This window comes from Streptomyces sp. NPDC001231, from assembly GCF_042896885.1.
GTDB lineage: Bacteria > Actinomycetota > Actinomycetes > Streptomycetales > Streptomycetaceae > Streptomyces.
Genome location: NZ_JBIAXS010000019.1, coordinates 83,329 through 104,074, shown reverse-complemented (window position 1 = coordinate 104,074; position 20,746 = coordinate 83,329). Strand labels below are relative to the sequence as shown.

At 70.8% G+C, this 20,746-nt stretch carries 20 protein-coding genes and 1 pseudogene; 12 read left to right on the top strand and 9 right to left on the bottom strand.

Annotation, left to right across the window (positions count from 1 at the left end):
• Positions 1-128 precede the first annotated feature (128 nt).
• Positions 129-1,346 carry an MFS transporter gene (locus ACFY3J_RS23230; RefSeq protein WP_390841659.1) on the top strand — a complete coding sequence of 406 codons (1,218 nt, stop codon included), beginning with the start codon at positions 129-131 and terminating at the stop codon, positions 1,344-1,346.
• 35 nt (positions 1,347-1,381) lie between these two features.
• On the opposite strand, the gene ACFY3J_RS23225 is transcribed toward ACFY3J_RS23230, so the two are convergent.
• Positions 1,382-2,842 carry an APC family permease gene (locus ACFY3J_RS23225; protein ID WP_384184029.1) on the bottom strand — a complete coding sequence of 487 codons (1,461 nt, stop codon included), beginning with the start codon at positions 2,840-2,842 and terminating at the stop codon, positions 1,382-1,384.
• Positions 2,835-4,526: an amidohydrolase gene (locus ACFY3J_RS23220; protein ID WP_390841658.1), complete on the bottom strand. Its 1,692-nt coding sequence runs from the start codon at positions 4,524-4,526 to the stop codon at positions 2,835-2,837. Before ACFY3J_RS23220 ends, ACFY3J_RS23225 begins: the two co-directional genes overlap by 8 nt.
• A 128-nt stretch (positions 4,527-4,654) precedes the next feature.
• Between ACFY3J_RS23220 and ACFY3J_RS23215 the strand changes: the two genes are divergently transcribed.
• Both ACFY3J_RS23215 and ACFY3J_RS23210 read left to right on the top strand, forming a co-directional pair.
• The gene (locus tag ACFY3J_RS23215; RefSeq protein WP_384184023.1) at positions 4,655-5,254 is read left to right on the top strand and encodes a TetR/AcrR family transcriptional regulator; all 600 of its coding nucleotides are present in this window, start codon (positions 4,655-4,657) and stop codon (positions 5,252-5,254) included.
• A 15-nt stretch (positions 5,255-5,269) separates the two neighbouring features.
• Positions 5,270-5,446, top strand: a complete 177-nt coding sequence (locus ACFY3J_RS23210; protein ID WP_384184020.1) for a hypothetical protein — start codon at positions 5,270-5,272, stop codon at positions 5,444-5,446.
• Positions 5,447-5,481: 35 nt separating this feature from the next.
• Here ACFY3J_RS23210 and ACFY3J_RS23205 read toward each other — a convergent pair whose 3' ends face one another.
• The 5 genes from ACFY3J_RS23205 to ACFY3J_RS23185 all read right to left on the bottom strand — a co-directional run bounded on the left by ACFY3J_RS23205 (position 5,482) and on the right by ACFY3J_RS23185 (position 10,746).
• A complete protein-coding gene (locus ACFY3J_RS23205; RefSeq protein ID WP_384184018.1) occupies positions 5,482-6,516 on the bottom strand; it encodes a LacI family DNA-binding transcriptional regulator in 1,035 nt (344 codons plus the stop codon).
• Between the two features lie 187 nt (positions 6,517-6,703).
• Positions 6,704-6,898: a ferredoxin gene (locus tag ACFY3J_RS23200; protein WP_141365015.1), complete on the bottom strand. Its 195-nt coding sequence runs from the start codon at positions 6,896-6,898 to the stop codon at positions 6,704-6,706.
• A gap of 52 nt (positions 6,899-6,950) precedes the next feature.
• Complete coding sequence (locus ACFY3J_RS23195) at positions 6,951-8,186, bottom strand: cytochrome P450 (RefSeq protein WP_384184016.1); 1,236 nt, start codon at positions 8,184-8,186, stop codon at positions 6,951-6,953.
• Positions 8,187-8,267: 81 nt separating this feature from the next.
• Complete coding sequence (locus ACFY3J_RS23190) at positions 8,268-9,473, bottom strand: NAD(P)/FAD-dependent oxidoreductase (RefSeq protein ID WP_384184013.1); 1,206 nt, start codon at positions 9,471-9,473, stop codon at positions 8,268-8,270.
• Positions 9,474-9,681: 208 nt separating this feature from the next.
• Positions 9,682-10,746 carry an acetamidase/formamidase family protein gene (locus ACFY3J_RS23185; RefSeq protein ID WP_384184010.1) on the bottom strand — a complete coding sequence of 355 codons (1,065 nt, stop codon included), beginning with the start codon at positions 10,744-10,746 and terminating at the stop codon, positions 9,682-9,684.
• Positions 10,747-11,197: 451 nt separating this feature from the next.
• Between ACFY3J_RS23185 and ACFY3J_RS23180 the strand changes: the two genes are divergently transcribed.
• Complete coding sequence (locus ACFY3J_RS23180; protein ID WP_384184007.1) at positions 11,198-12,460, top strand: MFS transporter; 1,263 nt, start codon at positions 11,198-11,200, stop codon at positions 12,458-12,460.
• A 41-nt stretch (positions 12,461-12,501) separates the two neighbouring features.
• Here ACFY3J_RS23180 and ACFY3J_RS23175 read toward each other — a convergent pair whose 3' ends face one another.
• On the bottom strand, positions 12,502-12,627 hold the full coding sequence (locus tag ACFY3J_RS23175; RefSeq protein WP_384184004.1) for a hypothetical protein: 126 nt from the start codon (positions 12,625-12,627) through the stop codon (positions 12,502-12,504).
• A 110-nt stretch (positions 12,628-12,737) separates the two neighbouring features.
• Here ACFY3J_RS23175 and ACFY3J_RS23170 point away from each other — a divergent pair, with 110 nt between their 5' ends.
• The 4 genes from ACFY3J_RS23170 (at position 12,738) to ACFY3J_RS23155 (ending at position 17,340) form a co-directional block, all read left to right on the top strand.
• Positions 12,738-13,517 carry an ankyrin repeat domain-containing protein gene (locus ACFY3J_RS23170; protein ID WP_384184002.1) on the top strand — a complete coding sequence of 260 codons (780 nt, stop codon included), beginning with the start codon at positions 12,738-12,740 and terminating at the stop codon, positions 13,515-13,517.
• Positions 13,518-13,566: 49 nt separating this feature from the next.
• Positions 13,567-14,784, top strand: a complete 1,218-nt coding sequence (locus ACFY3J_RS23165) for an MFS transporter (RefSeq protein ID WP_384184000.1) — start codon at positions 13,567-13,569, stop codon at positions 14,782-14,784.
• Between the two features lie 466 nt (positions 14,785-15,250).
• Positions 15,251-16,816: a M4 family metallopeptidase gene (locus tag ACFY3J_RS23160; protein ID WP_384183998.1), complete on the top strand. Its 1,566-nt coding sequence runs from the start codon at positions 15,251-15,253 to the stop codon at positions 16,814-16,816.
• Positions 16,813-17,340, top strand: coding sequence for a hypothetical protein (locus tag ACFY3J_RS23155; protein WP_384183995.1), 528 nt, complete (start codon positions 16,813-16,815; stop codon positions 17,338-17,340). Before ACFY3J_RS23160 ends, ACFY3J_RS23155 begins: the two co-directional genes overlap by 4 nt.
• Here the strand turns inward: ACFY3J_RS23155 and ACFY3J_RS23150 are convergent.
• Complete coding sequence (locus ACFY3J_RS23150) at positions 17,337-18,293, bottom strand: EamA family transporter (RefSeq protein ID WP_384183992.1); 957 nt, start codon at positions 18,291-18,293, stop codon at positions 17,337-17,339. The two genes, ACFY3J_RS23155 and ACFY3J_RS23150, sit on opposite strands and share 4 nt — an antisense overlap.
• A gap of 40 nt (positions 18,294-18,333) precedes the next feature.
• On the opposite strand from ACFY3J_RS23150, the gene ACFY3J_RS23145 reads away from it, so the two are divergent.
• From ACFY3J_RS23145 to ACFY3J_RS23130, 4 genes and pseudogenes are all read left to right on the top strand, one after another.
• Positions 18,334-18,861, top strand: coding sequence for a MarR family winged helix-turn-helix transcriptional regulator (locus ACFY3J_RS23145; RefSeq protein ID WP_384183990.1), 528 nt, complete (start codon positions 18,334-18,336; stop codon positions 18,859-18,861).
• 265 nt (positions 18,862-19,126) lie between these two features.
• Positions 19,127-19,585: a DUF6174 domain-containing protein gene (locus tag ACFY3J_RS23140; RefSeq protein ID WP_384183987.1), complete on the top strand. Its 459-nt coding sequence runs from the start codon at positions 19,127-19,129 to the stop codon at positions 19,583-19,585.
• Between the two features lie 156 nt (positions 19,586-19,741).
• Entirely contained in the window at positions 19,742-20,293 is a 552-nt protein-coding gene (locus ACFY3J_RS23135) for a GNAT family N-acetyltransferase (protein WP_384183984.1), read from the top strand.
• Positions 20,294-20,375: 82 nt separating this feature from the next.
• A pseudogene (locus ACFY3J_RS23130) lies at positions 20,376-20,504 on the top strand (IS630 family transposase); the annotation flags it as partial.
• Positions 20,505-20,746 lie beyond the last annotated feature (242 nt).

Here is a 20,746-nt window from a genome sequence, read left to right as displayed (position 1 = left end):
TGCCGTGGGGCGATGGGACACGTCAGCCCCACGCTCCGGGAGCCGAGCCGAGCCGAGCCGAGCAGGCAGGAGACCGCCCCGTAGGCTTCTCCCGCCAACGTGGTTCCGGTGAGGGAGGGGGAGAGACCATGAACGCCGGCATACAGCGCGGCGCGATCGCCGCCGTACAGGTACTCGGCCTCGCCGTCTGGTTCTCCATGTCCGCGGTGGTTCCCACACTGCGCGGCGAGTGGGGGCTCGACTCCGCCGACGCCGTATGGCTGACCGCGTCGGTCCAACTCGGGTTCGTCACCGGCGCGCTCACGTCCGCCGCTCTCACCCTCGCCGACCGTCTTCCGCCCCAGCGCCTTCTCGCCGGCGGCGCCGCCGCGGCCGCCGTGTGCACTGTGCTGCTGGCCCTGTCGGTCGATCGGTTCGCCGCAGCCGTTCCGCTCCGCTTCGTGACCGGTGTGTGCCTGGCCGGTGTCTATCCGGTCGGCATGAAACTCATGGCTTCCTGGGCGCACGGTGCCGCACGCGGCAAGTCGATGGGGGTTCTCATCGCCGCCCTGACGCTCGGATCGACCCTTCCGCACCTCATCGCCGGCGTCGGGTCACTGCCCTGGCGGGGCGTTCTCCTGGTCGCGTCGGCCGCCGGGCTCCTGGCCTCCTGCATCGCGCTGGCCTTCATCCGCGTCGGCCCCCATGCCGCCCCGGCCGCGCCCGCCCACAACCCCCGCTACGCCCTCACCATGTTCACCCAGCGCGGCCCCCGCTCGGCCAACCTCGGCTACTTCGGGCACATGTGGGAGCTCTACGCCCTGTGGACCTGGATCCCCGCCTTTCTCGCCGCCACGGACAGCGCCGGTCACCTTCCCGGATCGGTCGAGGTCACCGTGTTCCTCACCATGGGGGTCGGCGGTGTCGTCGGCTGTCTGCTCGGCGGCTGGGGCGCCGACCGCTTCGGCCGCTCTCCCGCCGCCATCGCGGCCCTGGTCACCAGTGGTCTGTGCTGTCTGCTCTCACCGCTGCTCGTCCACGCCCCGCCGGCCCTCGTGGTCGCGTTCTGCGTTCTCTGGGGCGCCGCCGTGATCGCCGACTCCGGAGTGTTCTCCACCGCCCTCAGCGAGGTCGCCGACTCCCGCTACATCGGAACGGCCCTCACGGCCCAGACCGCGATCGGGTTCGCCCTCACCGTCGTCAGCATCCAGCTGACCCCCCTCCTCGCCGACGCCGTCGGCTGGCGCTACGCGTTCCTCCTCCTGGGTCCCGGCCCCCTGGCCGGCGCCCTCGCCATGCGCGCCCTGAGAACCGGAACCGGCTCCACCGAGCGTGCGGGACGAGGGCGTACCGCCCTTCGGCTCTGATCACCGCGCCCCAGGCACCCGAGCACTGCCCGGGCTCACCCCTCCAGGGTCAACGTCCGCACCGGGCGGCGGAATCCACCCGTGCGGAGGGTGAGGATCCCCACGCCCACCAGCGCCCAGACGACGCCCACGACCTTGGCCGGGGTGTCCAGGCTGACCCACAGGGCCACGTTCACGACGAACCCGAGGGCGGGCAGCACCAGTTGCAGCACGGCGGCGACGGCGCCACGGGCCTCTGCCCGTCCGGCACGCCGGTCGCGCACCCAGAACCCGATCACCGCCAGGTTCACCGCGGCGAAGGCGACGTAGGCGCCGAAGTTGATCAGCGACGCGGCGCTGCCGAGGTCCAGGAAGACGGCGGAGGCGGCGATGAGACCCACGAAAAGCACGTTGAGGGCGGGGACGCCGGTGCGCGGATCGACCCGTCCGAAGACCGCGCGCGGCAGCATGCCGTCACGGCCCATGGCGAACAGCAGCCGTGCCGCGCTCATCTGCTGGGTCAGACCGCACCCGAGTACCGCGGTGAGGTAGCCGCCCACGAACACCGCCTGGAACGCCGCACCGCCGATGTACTTGGCGATCTCCGGCGAGGCGCCCACGATGTTGCCCACGGCCGAGACGTCCGGGAAGAGCGTCTGCATGGCGTAGGTGATGGCCAGGAAGAACACCCCGGCCGCGGCCACGATGAGCAGGATGGCCCGCGGGATGTCCCGGCGCGGCTGCTCGGCCTCCTCGGAGAGGGTGGAGACGGCGTCGAAGCCCAGGAACGACAGGGCCAGCAGCGAGGCGCCGCTGAGCAGGGCGGGCAGCGGCACCGAGGCCGGGTCCCAGCCGGTGGTCCCGAAGGACTGGCCATGGGTGGCGATGGCACGCACGGCGAACACGAGGAACGCGATGGCCACGCCGGCCTGGATGACCACGAGCGCCACGTTCACCTTGGCGGCCAGCTTCACGCCCACCAGGTTCAGTGCCGTGCAGACCACCACGGTGGAGAGCACCCACACCCACGCCGGGACCCCGGGCAGCACGGCGCCCATGTAGATCGCGGCCAGCAGCGCGTTGAGCATGGGCAGCAGCACGTAGTCCAGCGTGGCGGACCAGCCCACCAGGAAGCCCACGGGCGCCCCGAGCGACTTGCCGGCGTAGGTGTACACGGATCCGGCGGAGGTGATGCGGCGGGCCATCCGCGCGTAGCTGAGCGCGGTGAGCCCCACTGCGACGAGGACGGCCAGGTAGGCCAGCGGCACATGGCCGTCGGTCGCTTCGGAGACCAGACCGAAGGTGTCGAACACCGCCAGCGGCGCCATGAAGGCCAGACCGAGGAAGACGATGTGGCGCAGCTTCAGGCTGCGGCGCAACTGTGCGCCGCCCTGGGCCGCCTGGTCCCGGTCGCCGTCGGTGACGGTCGCGGTGCCCTGCCCGATGCCCGAGCGCTTTGCCGCGGTCTGTGTGGCGGTGCCCTCGGCGGCGCCTGAGGGAAGGCTGCCGTCAGACATGGGCGTGACCGCCTTCGGCGTGGGCGGAGCAAGAGGTGAGCGCACCGTAGTGGCCCGCTGTGGCGCGTGCCGTGGCGGCCTCGTGGACCACCTCGCCGCCCACCCAGGTGACCTCGGCTCGTTGCTGGAGCAGCGCCGCCGGGTCCGGTTCGAGCGCGTAGAGGTCCTCGGACCATGCGACGAGGTCCGCCTTGGCGCCCTCGCGGATGACGCCGTACTCGTCCTCCCGGTGCCAGGCCCAGGCGCCCTCGGCCGTGTAGCCGCGCAACGTGTCGTCGAGCCCCAGGCGCTCCGCCGGGGTCCAGGCGTCCTTGCCGTCAAGGCCGGCTCGTGTGAGGGCCGAGTAGAACCCGATCAGGGGGTCCATCTCTCCCACCTGCCAGTCGCTGGAGAGGGCCACGTGGGCACCGGAGGCCATGAGCGAGCGCAGTCGCCAGGCACGACCCCAGCGGGCCTCGCCGACGTTCTCCATCCAGGTGCCGGCCACGAGGTCCGGGGAGCAGTGGCGCGGCTGCATGGCGGCGGTGACGCCCAGTCGGGCGAAGCGCGGCAGGTCCTCCGGGGCCAGGCACTCGACGTGCACGATCCCGTGGCGGCGGTCGCGTGTGCCGTTGGTGCGCGCGGCGTGCTCGATCGCGTCCAGGGCCAGGCGGATGCCGCCGTCGCCCGTCGCGTGGGTGTGGGTCTGGAAGCCGAGGCGGTCCAGTTCGGTGACGACCTGGGTGAGCTCGCCGAGCGGTGCGGAGGGGTGGCCGCGGTGCCCGGGCCGGTTGGCGTAGTCGTCGAGCATCCAGGCGTTGTGGGGCTCGATCACGTCGTCGGCGTAGAGCTTGACGGGGCCGAAGGCCAGGCGGTCACCGCTGGGGGCGGCGTCGGCCGCCGCGCGCAACCGCTGCCGGAACGCGCCGTCGGACCCCATGGGGTGGAAGAGCGCCGCGATGACGCGGGAGCTGAGGCGTCCCTCGTCCTGGGCGCGCTGGAACAGGTCGATCTCGGCGAGCGGGACCTGCGGTTCCACCACGGTGGTGATGCCGGCGGCGGTGGCCATCTCGAGGCTGCCCAGCAGCTTGCGGTAGCGCCGCCGCGGCGAGTACATGGGGATGTCGCGCTGGAGGCCGGCCAGGCCCGCCGTCGTCATGGCGCTCGTGTAGAAGTCGGTGACCCACCCGGTGGCGCGGCCGTCGGCGTCCCGCTCCGGGCGGCCCCAGGGGATGTCGCCGCCGTCGTCCAGGCGCAGCGCGCTGATGGCGGCGTCGTTGAGCCACACCGAGTGCTGGTCGTAGGTGGTGACGAAGACGGGGCGAGAGGTGATGCCGGCCAGGTCGCGGGCGTGGGGGCGGCGGCCGTGCACCACCGAGTACACGGCGTTCTCGGCACAGATCCAGGTCAGGTCCGGTCGCGCGTCGGCGAGTTCGGCGATACGGCGGCGGACCTCCTCGAGGGTCTCGGCGCCTTCGAGGCTGACGGCGTCGGGGTCGAAGCCGAGCAGCAGGTGGTTGTGGCTGTCGATGATGCCCGGAGTGAGGAGGCCTCCGTCCAGGCGGCGGTGCTCGCGGGCCGCCGGGGCGTCCGCCTCGTCGCCCACGAAAGCGATGCGTCCGCCGGTGATGCCGACGGCGCCGGCCCACGGGCAGGCGTCGTCGAACGTGCGCACACGGGCGCCGGTGATCAGGGTGTCCAGCATGGTCGTCCTTGGTTCTGAGCCGCGCCACGAACGCGCGGCGAAGGTGCGCCGAGACGGTGCGCGCATTTTTTGCCATCGGCGTCAAAGAATGGTTCGAGTCTCATGAGCGTCTCGGCTACTGTCAAGGGATGGCCCGCCGAAAAAATCAGGACGAACGCCGCGCCCACCTCATCCAGGCGGTCATCGACACGACCGCCGAGACCGGGCTGCGCTCCCTCTCACTCGCGGACGTGGCACGCAAGGCGGGACTGACCCGAGGGGCCGTCCTGTACTACTACGACGACCTCGACGCGCTGTTGAGCGAGGCCTATCGCGCGGGCATGGAACGCTTCTGCGACCGGCGGGACGCGCTGCGGGACACGATCGAGAACCCGGCGCGACTCCTGGGGGAGACGATCCGCGCCGGGCTCCCGACGGGACCGGACGACGCGCTGATGCGCCTGCTGTACGAGTTCGACGTGCTGGCCGAGAGTTCTCCGCTGCACACCAAGCTGGTCGAGTCGATGTACGAGCGGCAACTGGCCACATACCGGGCCGTGCTGGAGCGTGGTGCCGGCGCAGGGGCCTTCAAGCTCATCCTGGACACGCCGACGGCGGCCCTGAACCTGGTGGCGCTGGAGGACGCCTACGGACTGCACATCGTGGCCGGCAACGGTCAGATCAGCGTGCAGCGAGCCGTCGAGGCGATGTTCGACGCCGCGCGGGCGTTCGGCGCACCGGCTGTGTGAGCGCCTCATTCATTGTTGCCCGCCGACTCGTTGACGGGCCTTGGCCGTCATCCGGACGCCCTGGCCGCGCTCGCCACCACGTACGCGGACCAGCCGTTGCAGGACTTCGTGTGTACGCTCGCCGGCCACCACCCCAGCGACGGCCACGACGACATGGCCATCCTGGCCCTGCGCACCCCACCCCCTGGATGACCTGGCCGCGCCGGCGCCCACCCTCGAAGGGTGCGTCAGCTCGGCGTGGACCGGGCTGCCGGCGCGCTGCCGGTCGACTCCCGGATCTCCAGCCGGGTCGGCAGCACCAACGGCCGCCCCGCGACCGCGTCCGGCCCGTCCATGGCCTTGCGCAACTCCCGCGCGCCGAGGCTGCCCAGTTCGAACGAGGGGAGCTTCACCGTGGTCAGGGACGGTTGCACGATCCGGGACATCGGCTGGTCGTCGGCGCCGGCCACGGACACCTCCTCCGGAACCCCGACCCCGAGGTCGCGCAGCGCCGCCAGCGCGCCGAACGCCTGCAGGTCGGAGCCGCACACCAGCGCGGTCACCCCGGAGTCGCGCCAGGAGGGCCAGTTGCCCGCCACGCTGTCGTAGGCCGCCGTCACGTCGATGGGGGAGCGCGCCACCACGACGCCCACCTGCTCCGACGCCTTCCGGGCCTCGTCGGCGAACGCCTTGCGGCGCGCCTCCAGGGTCCGGGTCCGGGTGTCGATGTCGAGGTAGGCGAAACTCCGGTGGCCGAGACCCGTCAGATGGCGGGCGAGTTCCCTGGCGCTGCCGCCGACGTCCAGGTTGACGCGCGGCAGGTCCTTCTGCCGCCCCGGGGAGTCGAGGATCACCACCGGGCACGACGGGTTCAGGGACGTCACCAGGTCGCTTTCGACCGTGGAGATGATCAGGCCGTCCACGCCCAGGTCGAGCAGCCGCTGGACGCTCTCCTGGCTGACCGTCTGGCCCAGGGCGGTGACCACGGTGAGGACCTGGTACTCCGGGCTCAGTTCGCTCAGCAGGCCCATCTGCACACTGCTGAAGAACGGGGTCGCGACATCGGGCGCGACGTATCCGACGATGCCGGTCCGGCCGGTGGCGAGGCTGCGGCCCCGCCGGTCGATACGGTATCCGAGCCGCTGCGCGGCCGCGTGGACCCTGTCCCGGGTGGCCTGGTTCGCCCTCCCGGAGTCCTTCCCGTTCAGGACCAGCGACACGATGGAAACCGACACCCCCGCCTCGGCGGCGACATCGGCGCCCGTAACCCGGCGGCGTGCCACGAGTGTCACTCCCTTCCCGCCGGAGGCCGGCGACCAGCCCCTGCGAGCGCCGCGGCCCGGTCCGACCGGGCTCGCCAGCGTCGATGATACGTTCCGCGGCTCAGGCGCCGGGGCCCGGTGAGCACCACACGCCTGGCGGCGGCCAGGACCGGCCGCCGCCAGGCGTGTGCGCACACGAGGACCGAGGTCAGTCCACGATCCTCAGGGCCCGCTCCGGGCAGGCCTCGACGGAGTTCCGGGCCTCCTCCAGCAGTTCGGCCGGGATCTCGTCGACCAGGGCGACGGCGATGCCGTCCTCCCGGAGGTCGTAGATCTTCGGCCAGCCGAAATAGCACAGACCGTGCCCCTTGCAGAGGGCCTCGTCGACCTGCAGGCGTGGCATGGGTTTCCCTCCTACTGACTGCTGACGTGCTGTTGAGCTGCTGGCTGAGGGGTCAGCGCACGGCCACGCGGACCGACTCCATGCCCCAGATGACGAACGCGGAGTTGCGGCGCGGTTCCTCGACGAGCCCGAGGTCCGGGCACAGGTCACGGATCGAGGTGAAGGTCTCCTCCAACTCGATGCGGGCCAGCGGCGCGCCCAGGCAGGCGTGCACACCGCCGCCGAAGTTGACGTGGCGGGAGGCGTTCACGCGACCGACGTCCAGCACCTCCGGGTCGGTGAACAGGCGCGGGTCGCGGTTGGCCGCGCCGTACAGCATCGCGATCTTCGCGCCGAAGGGGATCTTCCGGCCGGCGATCTCGACGTCGTCGGCCAGCACCCAGCGCTCGAACAGCTGCAACGGGGGATCCCAGCGGATGACCTCCTCCACCGCCTGCCGCGGGGCCACCTCCTGCGAGGTCACCCGCGCCCACTGGCCGGGGTGGCGCAGCAGGGCGGTCATGCCGTTGCCGGTGGTGTTGACCGTGGCCTCGTGACCGGCGTTCAGCAGGACGATCACCGTGGACACGATCTCGTCGTCGGTGAGCTTCCTGCCCTCCTCGGTCTCGGCCTGGACCAGTGCGCTCACCAGGGCGTCGTCGGGCTGCCGGCGGCGCAGCGCGATGAGTTCGCGGACGTAGGCGATGAAGGCCGCGGCCGAGTCGTTGGCCTGCTTCGCCTGCTCCTCGGTGGTGTCGAGCTCGTACATCTTCACCATCGCGTGCGCCCAGTCCAGGAACAGCGGGGCCTGCTCCTGGTCGGCTCCGAGCAGTTCGCAGACGATCGACACCGAGTACGGCATCGCATAGTCGTGCAGCAGGTCGAACTCGCCCTGCTCGACGAGGTCCGAGAGCAGCTTCCGGGAGCGGGCGCGGACCGCGTCGCGCATCTGCGTCACACGGCGCGGGGTGAAGGCGGAGGACACCAGCGAGCGGATCCGGGTGTGGTCCGGCTGTTCGAGGTCCAGCAGGCTCCACTTCTCGGCCTGCCAGAAGTCGGCCCACCGGGCGTCGCGCGGCGCGACCCCCATCTCCTCGGGGGTGTACTTGTGGCCGAAGTTCCGGGTGAGGCGGGCGTCCCGCTGGCACGCGAACACGTCCTCGTGGCGCGTCACGAGCCAGAGTCCCAGCGACTCCGCCCTGACGACGGGGGTGTTCTCCCGCAGGTGGTTCAGAACCGGGTAGGGGTCCTTCAGGAACTCGGGGTCGGTCGGATCGAAAATCTGCGCGTCCTGCTGCGAACTGCCCATGGTTCTTCCTTTCAACGTCAACGCTCACCGGTGCGCCGGTGCACCGAACGCGGCTCCTCGGACGGCCTTCCGGCAGTCCGCTCAGCCGTTGGGCGGCCCCAGCCGCTCGCACTCCTCCGAGATCCTTCTGCGCGCGAGCATCGCGTCCCTCGGGCGGTTGATCGTCGTCGCACCGGTCAGCCGGTCGCCGAGCCGGTGCGTGACGAACAGGGCGCCGTCGCCGTCGAGTTCGACCTCGCTGCGCCCGCCCGCGAGGATGCGGCCGACGTGCTGGATCTTCATGTCCAGCTGGTCGGACCAGAAGTACGGCACATGCACGAACGGGGTCCGGGCCGCGCCCTCCCCGCGCAGCTCGCCCAGCAGGTTCGCGGCCGCCGTCGCACCCTGCTCGCGGGCGGTGCTCCAGTGCTCGACACGCATCCGGGCGCCGAAGGCGGGGTTGTGCCAGCGCGCCGCGTCACCGGCGGCGTAGACCAGGTCCGCCGAGGTCCGGCAGTAGGCGTCGGCCTCGATGCCGTCGCCCAGTTCCAGGCCCGATCCGGCCAGCCATCCGGTGGCCGGGCGCACTCCCACACCGGCGACGACGATGTCCGCCTCGATCGCCCGGCCGTCGTCCAGGACGACGGTGGAGACCCGCCCGTCGCCCCTGACCTCCGCGACCGAACGCGACGTCAGCAGGGTGACCCCGCTGTCCCGGTGGGCGGCGCACACCCGCTCGGCGGCGACCTCGCCGATCGCCGGGGCGAGCGGCAGCGGAAGCAGCTCGACGACGGTGACGTCGAGCCCCAGCCGGACGGCGGTCGCGGCCACCTCGAGGCCGATGAAGCCGGCGCCGACGAGCACGATCGACCGGGCGGTCCGCAGCGATCCGCGCAGCACGAGCGCGTCCTCGAGGGTGCGCAGCCGGTGCACCCGGGCCTGCTCGTCCGGGAACGGCAGGGGCCTGGACTCCGTCCCCGGGGCCAGGACGACCCCGGACGCCCGCAGCTCCGAACCGTCGCTCAGCCGCAGCACCCGCTGCCCGGAGTCCAGCCCGGTCACCGACGCGCCCAGCGAGAGGGTGATCCCCAGCCGGGACCAGTCCGCGGTCGACTGGAACTGAAGCGCCGGCAGATCGAGCCCGTCCTGGAGAACCTGCTTGGACAACGGCGGCCGGTCGTAGGGGAGTTGTGCCTCCGCCTCGATCAGCCGGATCTCCCCGTCATAGCCCTTGGTCCGCAGCGCCTGTGCGGCCGCGGTGCCGGCGACGGAGCCGCCCACGACGCATATGCCCGGCCGATCACCCACGTGTTGCTCCAACTCACCAGCCGACAAGCGCTCGACCGGCATTCCGTGACCCGCTCGGCAGCACTGAACAGACTTCTGACAAATGAGCGGGGCAAGGGCCGGAGAAGGCTCCCCGACTCATGCCCCCACGGGGAACCTACGTCCCGGCGGCAAGTTTAGTCAACCGTTTGACTTGCGTCCGTGACGCGGGGCGGGACCTGCGAGACGCTCACCGCGTCTCACGGATGACGTTCTTGCTCAGCACGAAGTGCGCACCCTTCACGCCGTTGACCACCTGCGTCACCCTGAGGTCGCCGGCCACGCTGAGCAGGGAGTAGGACTCCCGCTGGGACAGCCCCCACCGGCGCCCCATCTCGTAGACGGTCTCCACTGCGGCGATACGGACCGCTTCGTCGAGGTTCTCGTGGAAGCCGTGCACCATCACCTCCGTGTCGGTCTCCAGCAGCGGTGTGCGGATGCGCAGGTTCTTGTGCAGGACGAACTGGAGCATCACGTTCAGATGCCCCTCGATCGCGGTTCCCGAGATCTCGCCGTCGCCTTCGGCGAAGTGGGTGTCACCGGCCCAGAACAGCGCCGACGGAACCTGGACGGGATAGAACATGCGGGTCCCTGGAACGAAACTGCGGTTGTCGACGTTTCCGCCGAACTCTCCCGGTGGCACCGTGTGGATCCGGCCGCTCCGGGCCGGCGCCACCCCGGCGGTGCCCATGTGGGGGCGCAACGGCACGCTCACGCCGCGCAGCGCGGACTGGCGGGCGACGGTGTGCGGCTCGATGAGCGTGCCGGGGTGCGGCGGCTCGTCGGCGTAGGGGTACGCGTACTGGAACAGGCCCTTGGCGGTGCCCTGTTGCCAGTCGGCCTCGTAGACCACCACGTGCTGGTGGGACTCCAGATCCGTGGCCGTCGCGTGGCCGAGCGGGGCGCGCACCGGTCCGTACAGCAGCCCCCAGTTGGCCTGGAAGTTGACGCCGTAGGGCAGACGCGGCTCCGCCTGGAGGAAACGGCACTCCAGGACGTCCCCGGGCTCGGCGTCGGTGACGGCGATGGGGCCGGTGACGATGTGCGGTCCAGGGCCCCGGTCGTTCTTGTCGATGTTCTCGTACACCTCTCGTACGCCGTCGTCCATCATGAGGTCGGGTGCCTCGCCGGCGTGGTGGGTCAGGCACTCCATCGCCACGACGTCGCCGGACCGGATCGTCAGCGCCGGTTCAAGTGCGTTGTCGAAATAGCCCCATTGGCAGGTCTCGGGGGTGGCGGTCAGCTTGTGGTACACGCAGGTCTCCCGTCATCCGGTGATGTGGCACTCGTACGAGGAAACTGGTGTTGCTGCCTGCTGGCCGCCGTCCCTACCAGGACGGCGGGGGACACCCTCGCGCTCTCCGTGGCCCCGGGCGTGGCCCATCTGGCTGTCGTGGTCGTGTGCTTGGCGCACGGAAGGCAATCGCGGTGTCGACCTCCGCAGTATTGCATACGATATGCTGTAGACCGCAAGGCCTTGCAATGGGCTGCGTGGGTGCGTCCGAGGTCACGCACCCGGCGGGCACGGAGTGATCGGTATACCATTTCTGTCATGGTTGTGACTTTGAGGCGGAGAACGTCCCCGACGCGCCGGCGTGGGCCCCTGAGCGCAAGGTCGTGATCCGTGGCGGCGGGGCCGTCGCCAGCGATGGGCACGTCCTGCTCCGAACCTGTCCCGCAACACCTTCACCCGAAAGGTTCTCCAAGTGCCGTCGGAGCCGGACGCCTCCAGTCACCGGCCGGGCCTGCGCGGCGCGTTGGCCTCCCTGCGGGGAAACCGGCCCTTCCAGTGGCTGTGGTTCTCCAACGTGTTCTTCTTCGGCGGAGTGTGGACCCAGACCCTGGTACTCGGCTGGCTCGCGTTCGAGTTGACGCACTCCGAGTTCCTTGTCGCGGTGTTCACCGCCGCGCGCCTGGCGCCGATGTTCCTCGGCCCGGTGGCCGGCGCGTTCGCCGACCGGCACAACCGTGTCCGGCTGCTCGTCGTCGCCTGCGCCTGGGCCACGGGCGCGGGCACCACGGTGGCGGCACTGGCCACGGCGGACCTGCTGCCGTACTGGGTACTGGTCGTCGGCGGCCTGGCCATCGGCCTCGCCCAGTCCCCGTCGCAGCCGGCCCGGGCCTCGGTGGTGCTCGAACTCGTGGGGCAGGAGAAACTCTCCAATGCCAACGCGCTCAACGCCATGGCGATGAACATGACGCAGGTGATCGGCCCGGGGCTCGGCGGAGCCATGATCGCGGCGATGGGCGCACCGGCCGCGCTGTGGGTCTCGACCGCCTGGTACGGGGCCTCACTTGTGATGCTCCTGCCCCTGCGGGGCCATGGGAAGGTCGTCCACGACCAGGCGCAGTCGGTGCGGGCGATGGTCGTCGGCGGACTGCGGATCATCGCGCGCAGCCGGCTCGCGGTGGCGGTGCTCGTCGTCACCCTGGCGGCCAACACGCTGCTGTGGCCGGTGTACCAGGCCTTCATGCCGGTCTTCGCCGAGCAGTCCCTCGGGCTCGACGCCGCGGGACTCGGCGCTCTGCTGACGTGCTGCGGCATCGGGGGACTGGTCGGTTCACTGGTCATCGCGGGTCTGGGCGACTTCCCTTACAAAGGTGGTTTGTTCGTCTTCGGCACCGCGGCCTGGGCCGCCCTGTGGGCGGTGTTCGCCCTGTCCCGCACGGTGTCGCTGTCGCTCGTGCTCATGTGCGTCATAGGCCTCACCAGCGCGGCCTTCGGGGTGCTGCAGACCACCCTGTTGCTGCTGACGACCGATCCGGCCGTCCACGGCCGGGCACTGGGACTTCAGGAACTGTGCATCGGTGTCATGCCTGTTGCCACCCTTGTCCTCGGCGCGACGGCGGAGCGGGCAGGGGTGGCCAGGACGGTGTTCTGCGCGGCTCTCCTCCTTCTGTGCGGGCTGGGCGTGCTGGCACTGCGGGTGCCGTCGCTGCTCACCTTCAGTGGCCGCCGTACCCCGTGACGAGTGCGGCGGCCCAGGGGCCGGGGAAGCCGAACGTCGCTTCAGCTCTCCTGGCCGACGGGTTCGGCGTCGGCGCCGGGCTTCCAGCGCGCGAAGATCGTGCTGCCGCCCCAGTCGCAGACCAGACCGGTCGGCACCGAGATCCGCGCGGACGTCGACTCCGGCATCGTCTACGTGTGACGTGGGCCGCTCTCGCGGCCGCAGCGGTTCCCCGGCCGGCGACGGGCCGTGTGCGGGGGCCGCTGTCTCATTGGCAAAGGAAACGGAGGGCCCGCGCATGGCCGACACTCCACGCAACAAGATCTCCTCGGCCCGCCGGTGGACGGCCCGCGCGCTGGCGGCGGGTGCCGCGGCGCTGACCCTTGCCGCCTGCTCGGCAACAACGGACTCCGTGCCGCCGGGCAGTACCTCATCGCCTCCGGTGCCTGCCCCGGCGACGAGCCGGTCACGCGGCACCGTGAGCAGTAAGGAAGCGACCGCGCAGCTCCTCGCGGCGGCGGGGGACAACAACACGAGCTCCGCGGCCAGGGCCATCAAGGCCGGCGCGAACCTCGAAGCGCGCGACGACCAGGGACGGACGCCGCTTGTCGTGGCCACCAAGGCCAATCACGTCAAGCTGGCACGCCTGCTGCTGGAGTCCGGCGCGGATCCCAACGCGAAGGACGGCATCCAGGACTCCGCCTTCCTGTACGCCGGGGCGGAGGGACTCGACGAGATCCTCGAACTCACCCTCGAGCACGGCGCCGACGTGCGCAGCACCAATCGCTACGGAGGGACCGCACTGATCCCCGCCAGCGAACACGGACACGTCGAGACCGTCCGGATCCTGCTGGCGGCCGGTGTGCCCGTCAACCACGTCAACAACCTGTCGTGGACCGCCCTGCACGAAGCGATCGTGCTCGGAAACGGCTCCCGGGACCACGTCACGGTGGTCAGGCTGCTCCTCGCGGCGGGCGCGGACCCGTCGATCCCCGACAAACAGGGAGTCCTGCCCCGTTACCTCGCGGCACGGCGCGGCTACCAGGAGATCGTGCAGGAGATCGACCGGGCATCCTGACAGGGGGAGGCAGCGTGAACGACAGTGCGAACGGCCTACCATCTACGGAATGTTGAAGCAACAAGGTGACGGTCCCGCCTGCCGGGAAGAGGTACCGGTGTGGCGCGTGCCGGGGATGCGACCCCTGCTGGCCTCGACGGCGCTGGGCTTCGCCGGCCTGTCGTTGCTGATGCCGGTCGCCCCCCTGTGGGCCCTTGAAGGCGGGACGGACGAACTGGGCGCGGGCCTGGTCAACACCGTGCTGATGCTCTTCACGGTGATCGCCCAGCTGCTGGTCGGCCGGATCCTCCAACGCCTGGGCTGGCAGAGGTCGCTGGCCCTCGGCTCGTGCCTGCTCGGACTCCCCGCCCTGGGGCATCTGGCCACCAGCCAGGCGGGAGCCGTCATGGGCCTCGCGGCGGTGCGGGGCCTCGGGTTCGGGATCCTCACCGTGTGCGGTGCCACCGGAGTGGCCGCGCTCGTCGAACCCGCCCGCCGCGGCCGGGCGGTCGGAGCCTACGGGCTCGCCATCGCGGCCCCTCAGTGCCTGCTCATCCCGGTCGCGCCCTGGCTGGCCGAACGCGTCGGATTCTGGCTGGTGTTCACGTGCGCGGCCGTGCCGCTGCTCGCCATCCCGCTGGCACCGCGCGTGGCACGCGCCCTGCACGACAGCGGCGACGTAACCACCGCACCCGCCGAAGCACGGGACACGAGCCGACTGCGCCGCGTCCTGATCGGTCCGATCGCGGCGCTGCTCGCCATCACCGCGGCCGGTGGCGCCATCCTCACCTTCACCCCCCGCCTGCTGTCCGACCCGGTCGCCGTCTACCTCGCGCTCCTGGCGTTCACCGCTACGGCGGCGCTGAGCCGATGGAGGTTCGGACACGTCGCGGACCGCAGGGGCGCCGCCCCGGCGATCGCCCCGCTGCTGTTCGCCGGCGCCGTCGGGCTCGCCGTGATCGGCGCGGGCACGGCAGGCCGGTCCGGTGCGGCAGGGCCGGTTCTGGTCGTGGCCGGCATGCTCGTCGTGGGCGTCGCCTACGGCGGCCTGCAGAACCTGACGCTGGTGCAGGCCTTCGCCGCCGCCGGGGAGCGGGCCCGCTCCTCCGTCAGCGTCGCGTGGAACGTCGGCTTCGACGCCGGCACCGGGCTCGGTGCCTTCGCCGCGGGAGCGGTCGTCACCGTGAGTTCCTACACGGTCGCGTACGCGGTTCTCGCCGCCGCCACCGCTCTTGTGGGCGCCTGCTGGGCGGGCGCACGGTGGCGCAACCGCGGCGCGGCAGGGTGAGCCGCGTCCCGAACGGCTCGACGACCCGACGTCCTCACGCGACGGAAAGCTGGGGCGGCGTGCCCGGCCTGACGCGGCGGAAACCTCGGTCGGCGTGCGGCGGGGACCTCGGTCGGCGTACTCGGTCCCGAAACGGCCTCCGCGTTGGCCTCCTACGTGGCCGAGGGCCAGCACATGCCGTCGCCGACAAGGTGCCCATCAAGCTGATCATCGTCGACCGGAGCATCGCCCTGCTGCCCCTCGACCCGGGCCACGAGGGCGAACCCGGCGCTCGTCGTGCACCGCACCGGGCTGCTCACCGCGCTCGGTTCGCTCTTCGACGAGTGCTTCGAGAAGGGCTGGCGGCTGCGCGCATCCGGAACCGGCCCCGGCCCGGACGGTCCCGGCGAGTCCCGGCCCGACGCCGTCGACCGCCAGATCGTCGCCCTGCTGCACGTCGGCCTCACCGACGCGGCCATCGCCCCCGGTGCGCCAGGAGGTGTACGTCGACGCGAACGTCGGCGGCATCACCCTGTCGTACAACAACATCGACGCGGCCGACGCCGCGCCCGTGACGGCGACGGGCGTGCGCGTGGACGGCAGCGAGGTGCGGCTGAACGCCGACCAGGAGGCGGACGGCTCGTACACCCTGGCCGACTCCACCCGCGACATGTACGCGCGGACCGGCGGCCAGATACGCACCGACGACGCGCAGCGCAAGAACTACAGGCTCGTCGCGGGCGGCCCGGTCACCGACGACGTCCCGCTGGTGAAGTCCTCCACCGACCGCTTCGACGGCGCGAACACCACCTCCGGCGCGGTCGACGCCCACGTCAACGCCGCCAAGGTCTACGAGTACCTCAAGAACCAGCTCGGCCGCGACGGCGTCGACGGCAAGGGCGGCAGCATCTACTCGGTCGTCAACGTCGCCAGCAACGGCAAGGACTACGCCAACGCCTTCTGGGACGGCTCCAAGATGGTGTACGGCCACATGAACGGCGTGCCGCTGTCGGTGGGCCTGGACGTGGTCGGCCACGAGATGACGCACGGCGTCACCGAGCATGCCGCCGGACTCGTCTACCTCAACCAGTCGGGCGCCCTCAACGAGGCCATCTCCGACTACTTCGGCAACGCCATGGAGACCGCCGACAAGGGCATCGCCATGAGCGACCCCGCGTCCGGCCTCGTCGGCGAGTACCTCTGCAACGGCACCAAGCCGCTCGAGGACTGCGCCCTGCGCGACCTGAACGACGGCCGCAACGCGCAGAAGGACTTCCTGCCCATCACGCTCGACATCGACAACGGGGGAGTGCACTCCAACTCCACCATCGTCGGCGGCGCGCTGTGGGACATCCGCAAGACCATCGACACCAAGCTCGCGGACCAGATCATCTACCGGGCCGCGGAGAACTACCTCACCCCGCTGTCCGGCTTCACCGACATGCGCAACGCGGTCACCCTCGCCGCGAAGTCCATGAAGGTCTCCACGGCCGACCTCGCCGCGATCGACAAGGCCTTCGACACCCACGGCATCGAGCAGGGCTGGGAACGCAAGGGCGGCACGCACGACGCCACCACCATCGGCGCCAACGTCCTGCCCGCCTACGAGGTCTACGGCGGCGTCGACGAGCAGGCCGCCCAGATCAACGGCGACGTCTACGCCATCAGCCACGGCGACGCCATCGCCTGGGACCAGGGCGGCGCCGCGTTCGGCATCACCGTGGGCCGATTCTCCAAGAACCCGCAGCACGAGCTGGCCCAGAAGGACGCCTACCTGCTCGACCCGTCCCTCGACAGCGACCGCGTCGTCTTCACCCGGATCGCCGCCGACGGCGTCGGCATCTACCAGGCCGGCGACAAGGGCCAGGGCGAGATCAAGAAGCTGGTCGACGAGCCGGGCGCGGACGAGACCGAGCCGGTCACCGAGAACGGCGCCCTCGCCTACATCCGCACCACCTCCGACGGCGAGCAGGACGTCATGCTCCGCAAGGCCGACGGCACCACGGTCAACGTGACGCCCGAGCCCGGCACCAGACCTCCCACCTCGCCATGAAGAACGGCACCATCGCCTGGGCCGGCGGCGACGGCACGTACCTCTACATCCACGACATCGCCACCGGTACCACGCAGAACAAGCGGATCGGCGGCTTCCTGTTCAACTACATCTCGGACATCCAGCTCACCTCGGACCGCGTCTTCTACCGTGTGACGAACGGCTTCCTGATCCCGAGCACCACGCTGGGCTCTGCGCCGGTCGACGACGTGAACCAGATGGCGAACCTGCGCTACCCGTCGAGCCTCTACGCCGCCCAGTTCTCCGTGAACGACAACTACCTGGCGTACTCGACGTACAGCATCTGGGGCGCCCTCGGCTCCTGGGACGGCCCCACCAAGGTGAAGGTCGCCAAGACCTCCGACGTGCTGGCCGGCCTGAACAACTTCAGCCGCGTCTCCTGCTCCTCCGGCTCGCAGCTGGCCCCGTCCCTCGGTGACGGCCGGCGCGTCGTCTGGGTGGACACCACGGCCGCCACGACGGACGTCGTGACCCGCGAGACGTTCGCCAACACCTGCGCCTAGCCTCTATGGCAGTACGGCACTGAGGGCGGCCACCGGTTCGACCGGTGGCCGCCCGCGTCGTGCCGATCGTCCGGTCGGGGAGGTGCCTGACCGCTGCCGCGCCGGCCCGCGCGCGCGGGCCGGCCCAGGACGACTCCGACCAGGACGAGCACCAGCCCGCACAGTTGCTGGACCGTCAGCACTTCGCCGGCGACTGCTGTGCCGAGCAGTACACCCGTGACGGGGTTGAGCAGTCCGATCAGTCCCACTGTTCCCGCGGGCAGGTGTCGCAACCCGGTGAACCAGGCGGTGAAGGCCAGAGCGGTGGCGACCAGGGCGACGTAGCCGAACGCCAGGAGTGCCGGTGTGCGGAGCGCGGGCGGAGGGCCCTCCGCCACCGCGGCGACGGGCAGCAGGAACAGGCCTCCGGCGGTGAGCTGCCAGGCGGTCGAGGCGAGCACGTCGGCACCGGCGCTCCACCGCTTGGCCAGGACGTGGCCGAAGGCCGACACGAGCATGGCCGCGGCCGAGGCGAGGATTCCGGGCACGCTCACCCCTCCCACCCCCGTGAGCAGCATGAGGCAGACCCCGCCGAGCCCGATTGCGGCGCCGGCCAGGTGTGAGATGCCGGGCCGCTCGGAGACCAGGGCCCAGGCGATGAGCATCATCGCCAGCGGGGACACCGCCATGACGGTCGAGGCGACGCTCGTCGGCAGCAGCTGGGAGGCGGCGTAGACGAGCACGAAGAACACGCTCACGTTGAGCAGCCCGAGCACGGCGGACCGCCACCACCAGGCGCCGCGTGGCCGCTGCCGGCACAGGGCCAGCAGGGCGAGGCCGGCGGGCAGCGCCCGCAGGGCGGCCCCGAAGAGCGGGCGGTCGGCCGGCAGGAACTCGCGGGTGACGAAGTAGTTGGTACCCCAGGCCACCGGAGCGACGGCGGTCAGTGCCACCCAGCGAAGATTAGTTTCCATGGAAGGTAATATAGCTTCCGTGGAAGCTAGTATGGGGTCCATGGACGATCCGCAACCGCTGGACCGCGTAGCCCGCATCCAGGCCGACTGGCGCCGCGAACGACCCGACGTCGACATCACCCCGCAAGGAGTGATCGGCCGACTGCACCGCCTGGCCGGCCGGCTCACCGAGGAGCTCTGTCTCGTCTACGGCCGCTACGGTCTCGGCGAGGGAGAGTTCGACGTCCTGTGCGCACTGCGCCGCGCCGGCGAGCCCTACGAAAGGGCACCCGGTGAACTCGCCGCGTACACCATGGTCACCACCGGCGCGATCACGAAGAGGGTCGACCGTCTCGAACAGGCCGGACTCGTCACCCGCCGCCGTTCCGGCGACGACCAGCGCGGCCGGATCGTCGCCCTCACCCGCCCCGGGCGCGAGCTGATCGACCGCGCGTTCACCGACCACATGCGCAACGAACGCCGGCTGCTGGATCTGCTGACGCCCACCGAGGCCGAGGCGCTCGAAACGCTGCTCACCACCTGGCTCTCCCGCATGGAGGATCCGCGCCCTTCCGACGACGCCGAATGACCCGCCGCGTCCCGGGCGGCCGTGTCACGCAGGAGGTGACACTCGGGACCGACTCGGTGGCCGAGTTCGCGACGCCCCTGGTGGAGACACCGGAACGGGTGCCGGAGCAAGCTCGACGACTCCGGACGGCCGGTGGTGTCCGCCGACGCGGGCATCGGGATCTCTCCGGGCGGCCTGGACTGACCGTCGCTCCCCGATCCGGGGCTGGAACCGAATCAACGGTGACACCGTCGAAGGGCCAACTGAGCTACGGGGAGGCCCTTTCATGACGAGAACCCGCACGCATCTGCTCGTCGCGTCCGCTGGGATTGTCCTCGCCGCGGTCGGCTGCGGGACAGGGTCCGCGACGCCCGCCGAAGGGGCTCCCCAGGTAAAGCAGGCCCGATGGTCCGAACCGGACCGGTACTCCTTCCGGCTTCTCTCCGAGTCCGGAGAACGGGGTGGCCTCGGGGACTACCGGATCACGGTGGAGAACGGAAAGGTCGTCAAGGCGATCGGCCTCGACGAGTCGGCGCGGCGTACCGTCGAGGACAATCCACAGAACGTCCCGACCCTGGGCGGTCTCCTCACCCAGGTCCAGGAGGCGCGCGCAGATCACGCCGAAGTCGCGCACGCGGTATACGCCGCAGACGGCCACCCCACCGAGGTCCACATCGACTGGCAGAAGAACGCCATCGACGACGAGGCCGACTACTACGTCACTGAATACCGCGAACTCCCCTGACCGCGTGCGACGAGGTCCCGGGGCCCTGCCGTGGGCCTTCGGCCGTTCGGCGAATCGCCGGTGAGCCGTGCACGTATGTCCAGTGCCGTATCAGCGAACCTTCGCCCCGTCGGAAACCGTGTGCGAGTCACCCGGAGAGGTCTTTACCCTCCGGGCATGGATCTTCGTGAAGAACTTCCGAGCGACAGACAGGCCGTGCGGGATGTTCACCTGCAGGCGTTCGGTGACCATGGCCCTGTCGTGGCCGACCTGGTCGATACCCTGCGGGACACCATCACGCCCGAGGACGGTCTCTCACTGGTCGCCGAGCGCGACAGGCGGATCGTCGGCCATGTCATGTTCACCCGTAGCCTGCTCGATGCCCCTCGGAAGCTGGTCGAAGTGCACGTCCTCAGCCCGTTGGCCGTGATGCCCGAGCTCCATGAGCGCGGTATCGGCTCGGCCCTGGTCCGACACGGACTGGGGATCCTCGCCGAGCGAGCTGTTCCCCTCGTCTTCCTGGAGGGCGATCCGGGCTATTACTCGCGCTTCGGCTTCGCGCCCGGTGGTGGCCTGGGCTTCCGAAAGCCGTCCCTGCGTATCCCGGACGGTGCCTTCCAGGCCATCAGGCTCCCCGAGTATGAGCCATGGATGACGGGGACGCTGGTCTATGCGGAGCCGTTCTGGCGGCATGACGCAGTCGGCCTCCGTGACCCCAACGCACAGTGACTCGAGCGCCGATACCCCCGTCGTGAAATGACGCGCCGTCTGGATGCCGGTCCAGGCGGCGCGGTGTCGCCAGGCTGTGCGGGTGGCGGAAGGAGTACGCGTCCGCGAGATCGACGACGACGAGGGCAGGCGCCTGCCGCGGACCATCCGCAGGGGAACTGGCTCGGCGGTGACCTGGCGGCGGGCACAGATGGTGCCGCTGCCCGCGCAGTGAATGCCCGTGACGAAGATCGCCGAGGTCACGTTCACCAGCGCGGACCGCGTGCGGACACGCGGCACTCGGACCGCGGTCGACACCGGCAGCTGCTCCCCTCGCGCACGCACCCGCACTCCCGGCGTCTCTGCTCGCACGCAACACACGCACCGTCCGGCCCCGTTGACCGCCTCGCGAAGGGAACCTACTCTGAGCGGCGCAACTCAGTAAGCGCTTTCCATGTCCCGTAGGCAGTTTTC

Excerpts from the sequence above, each read along its gene's own strand:
- ACFY3J_RS23230 (WP_390841659.1), top strand. The coding sequence starts at position 129 with ATGAACGCCGGCATACAGCGCGGCGCGATCGCCGCCGTACAGGTACTC.
- ACFY3J_RS23225 (WP_384184029.1), bottom strand. The coding sequence starts at position 2,842 with ATGTCTGACGGCAGCCTTCCCTCAGGCGCCGCCGAGGGCACCGCCACA.
- ACFY3J_RS23220 (WP_390841658.1), bottom strand. The coding sequence starts at position 4,526 with ATGCTGGACACCCTGATCACCGGCGCCCGTGTGCGCACGTTCGACGAC.
- ACFY3J_RS23215 (WP_384184023.1), top strand. The coding sequence starts at position 4,655 with ATGGCCCGCCGAAAAAATCAGGACGAACGCCGCGCCCACCTCATCCAG.
- ACFY3J_RS23200 (WP_141365015.1), bottom strand. The coding sequence starts at position 6,898 with ATGCCACGCCTGCAGGTCGACGAGGCCCTCTGCAAGGGGCACGGTCTG.
- ACFY3J_RS23195 (WP_384184016.1), bottom strand. The coding sequence starts at position 8,186 with ATGGGCAGTTCGCAGCAGGACGCGCAGATTTTCGATCCGACCGACCCC.
- ACFY3J_RS23175 (WP_384184004.1), bottom strand. The coding sequence starts at position 12,627 with ATGCCGGAGTCGACGTCCGCGCGGATCTCGGTGCCGACCGGTCTGGTC.
- ACFY3J_RS23170 (WP_384184002.1), top strand. The coding sequence starts at position 12,738 with ATGGCCGACACTCCACGCAACAAGATCTCCTCGGCCCGCCGGTGGACG.
- ACFY3J_RS23165 (WP_384184000.1), top strand. The coding sequence starts at position 13,567 with ATGTTGAAGCAACAAGGTGACGGTCCCGCCTGCCGGGAAGAGGTACCG.
- ACFY3J_RS23155 (WP_384183995.1), top strand. The coding sequence starts at position 16,813 with ATGAAGAACGGCACCATCGCCTGGGCCGGCGGCGACGGCACGTACCTC.
- ACFY3J_RS23150 (WP_384183992.1), bottom strand. The coding sequence starts at position 18,293 with ATGGAAACTAATCTTCGCTGGGTGGCACTGACCGCCGTCGCTCCGGTG.
- ACFY3J_RS23145 (WP_384183990.1), top strand. The coding sequence starts at position 18,334 with ATGGACGATCCGCAACCGCTGGACCGCGTAGCCCGCATCCAGGCCGAC.
- ACFY3J_RS23140 (WP_384183987.1), top strand. The coding sequence starts at position 19,127 with ATGACGAGAACCCGCACGCATCTGCTCGTCGCGTCCGCTGGGATTGTC.
- ACFY3J_RS23135 (WP_384183984.1), top strand. The coding sequence starts at position 19,742 with ATGGATCTTCGTGAAGAACTTCCGAGCGACAGACAGGCCGTGCGGGAT.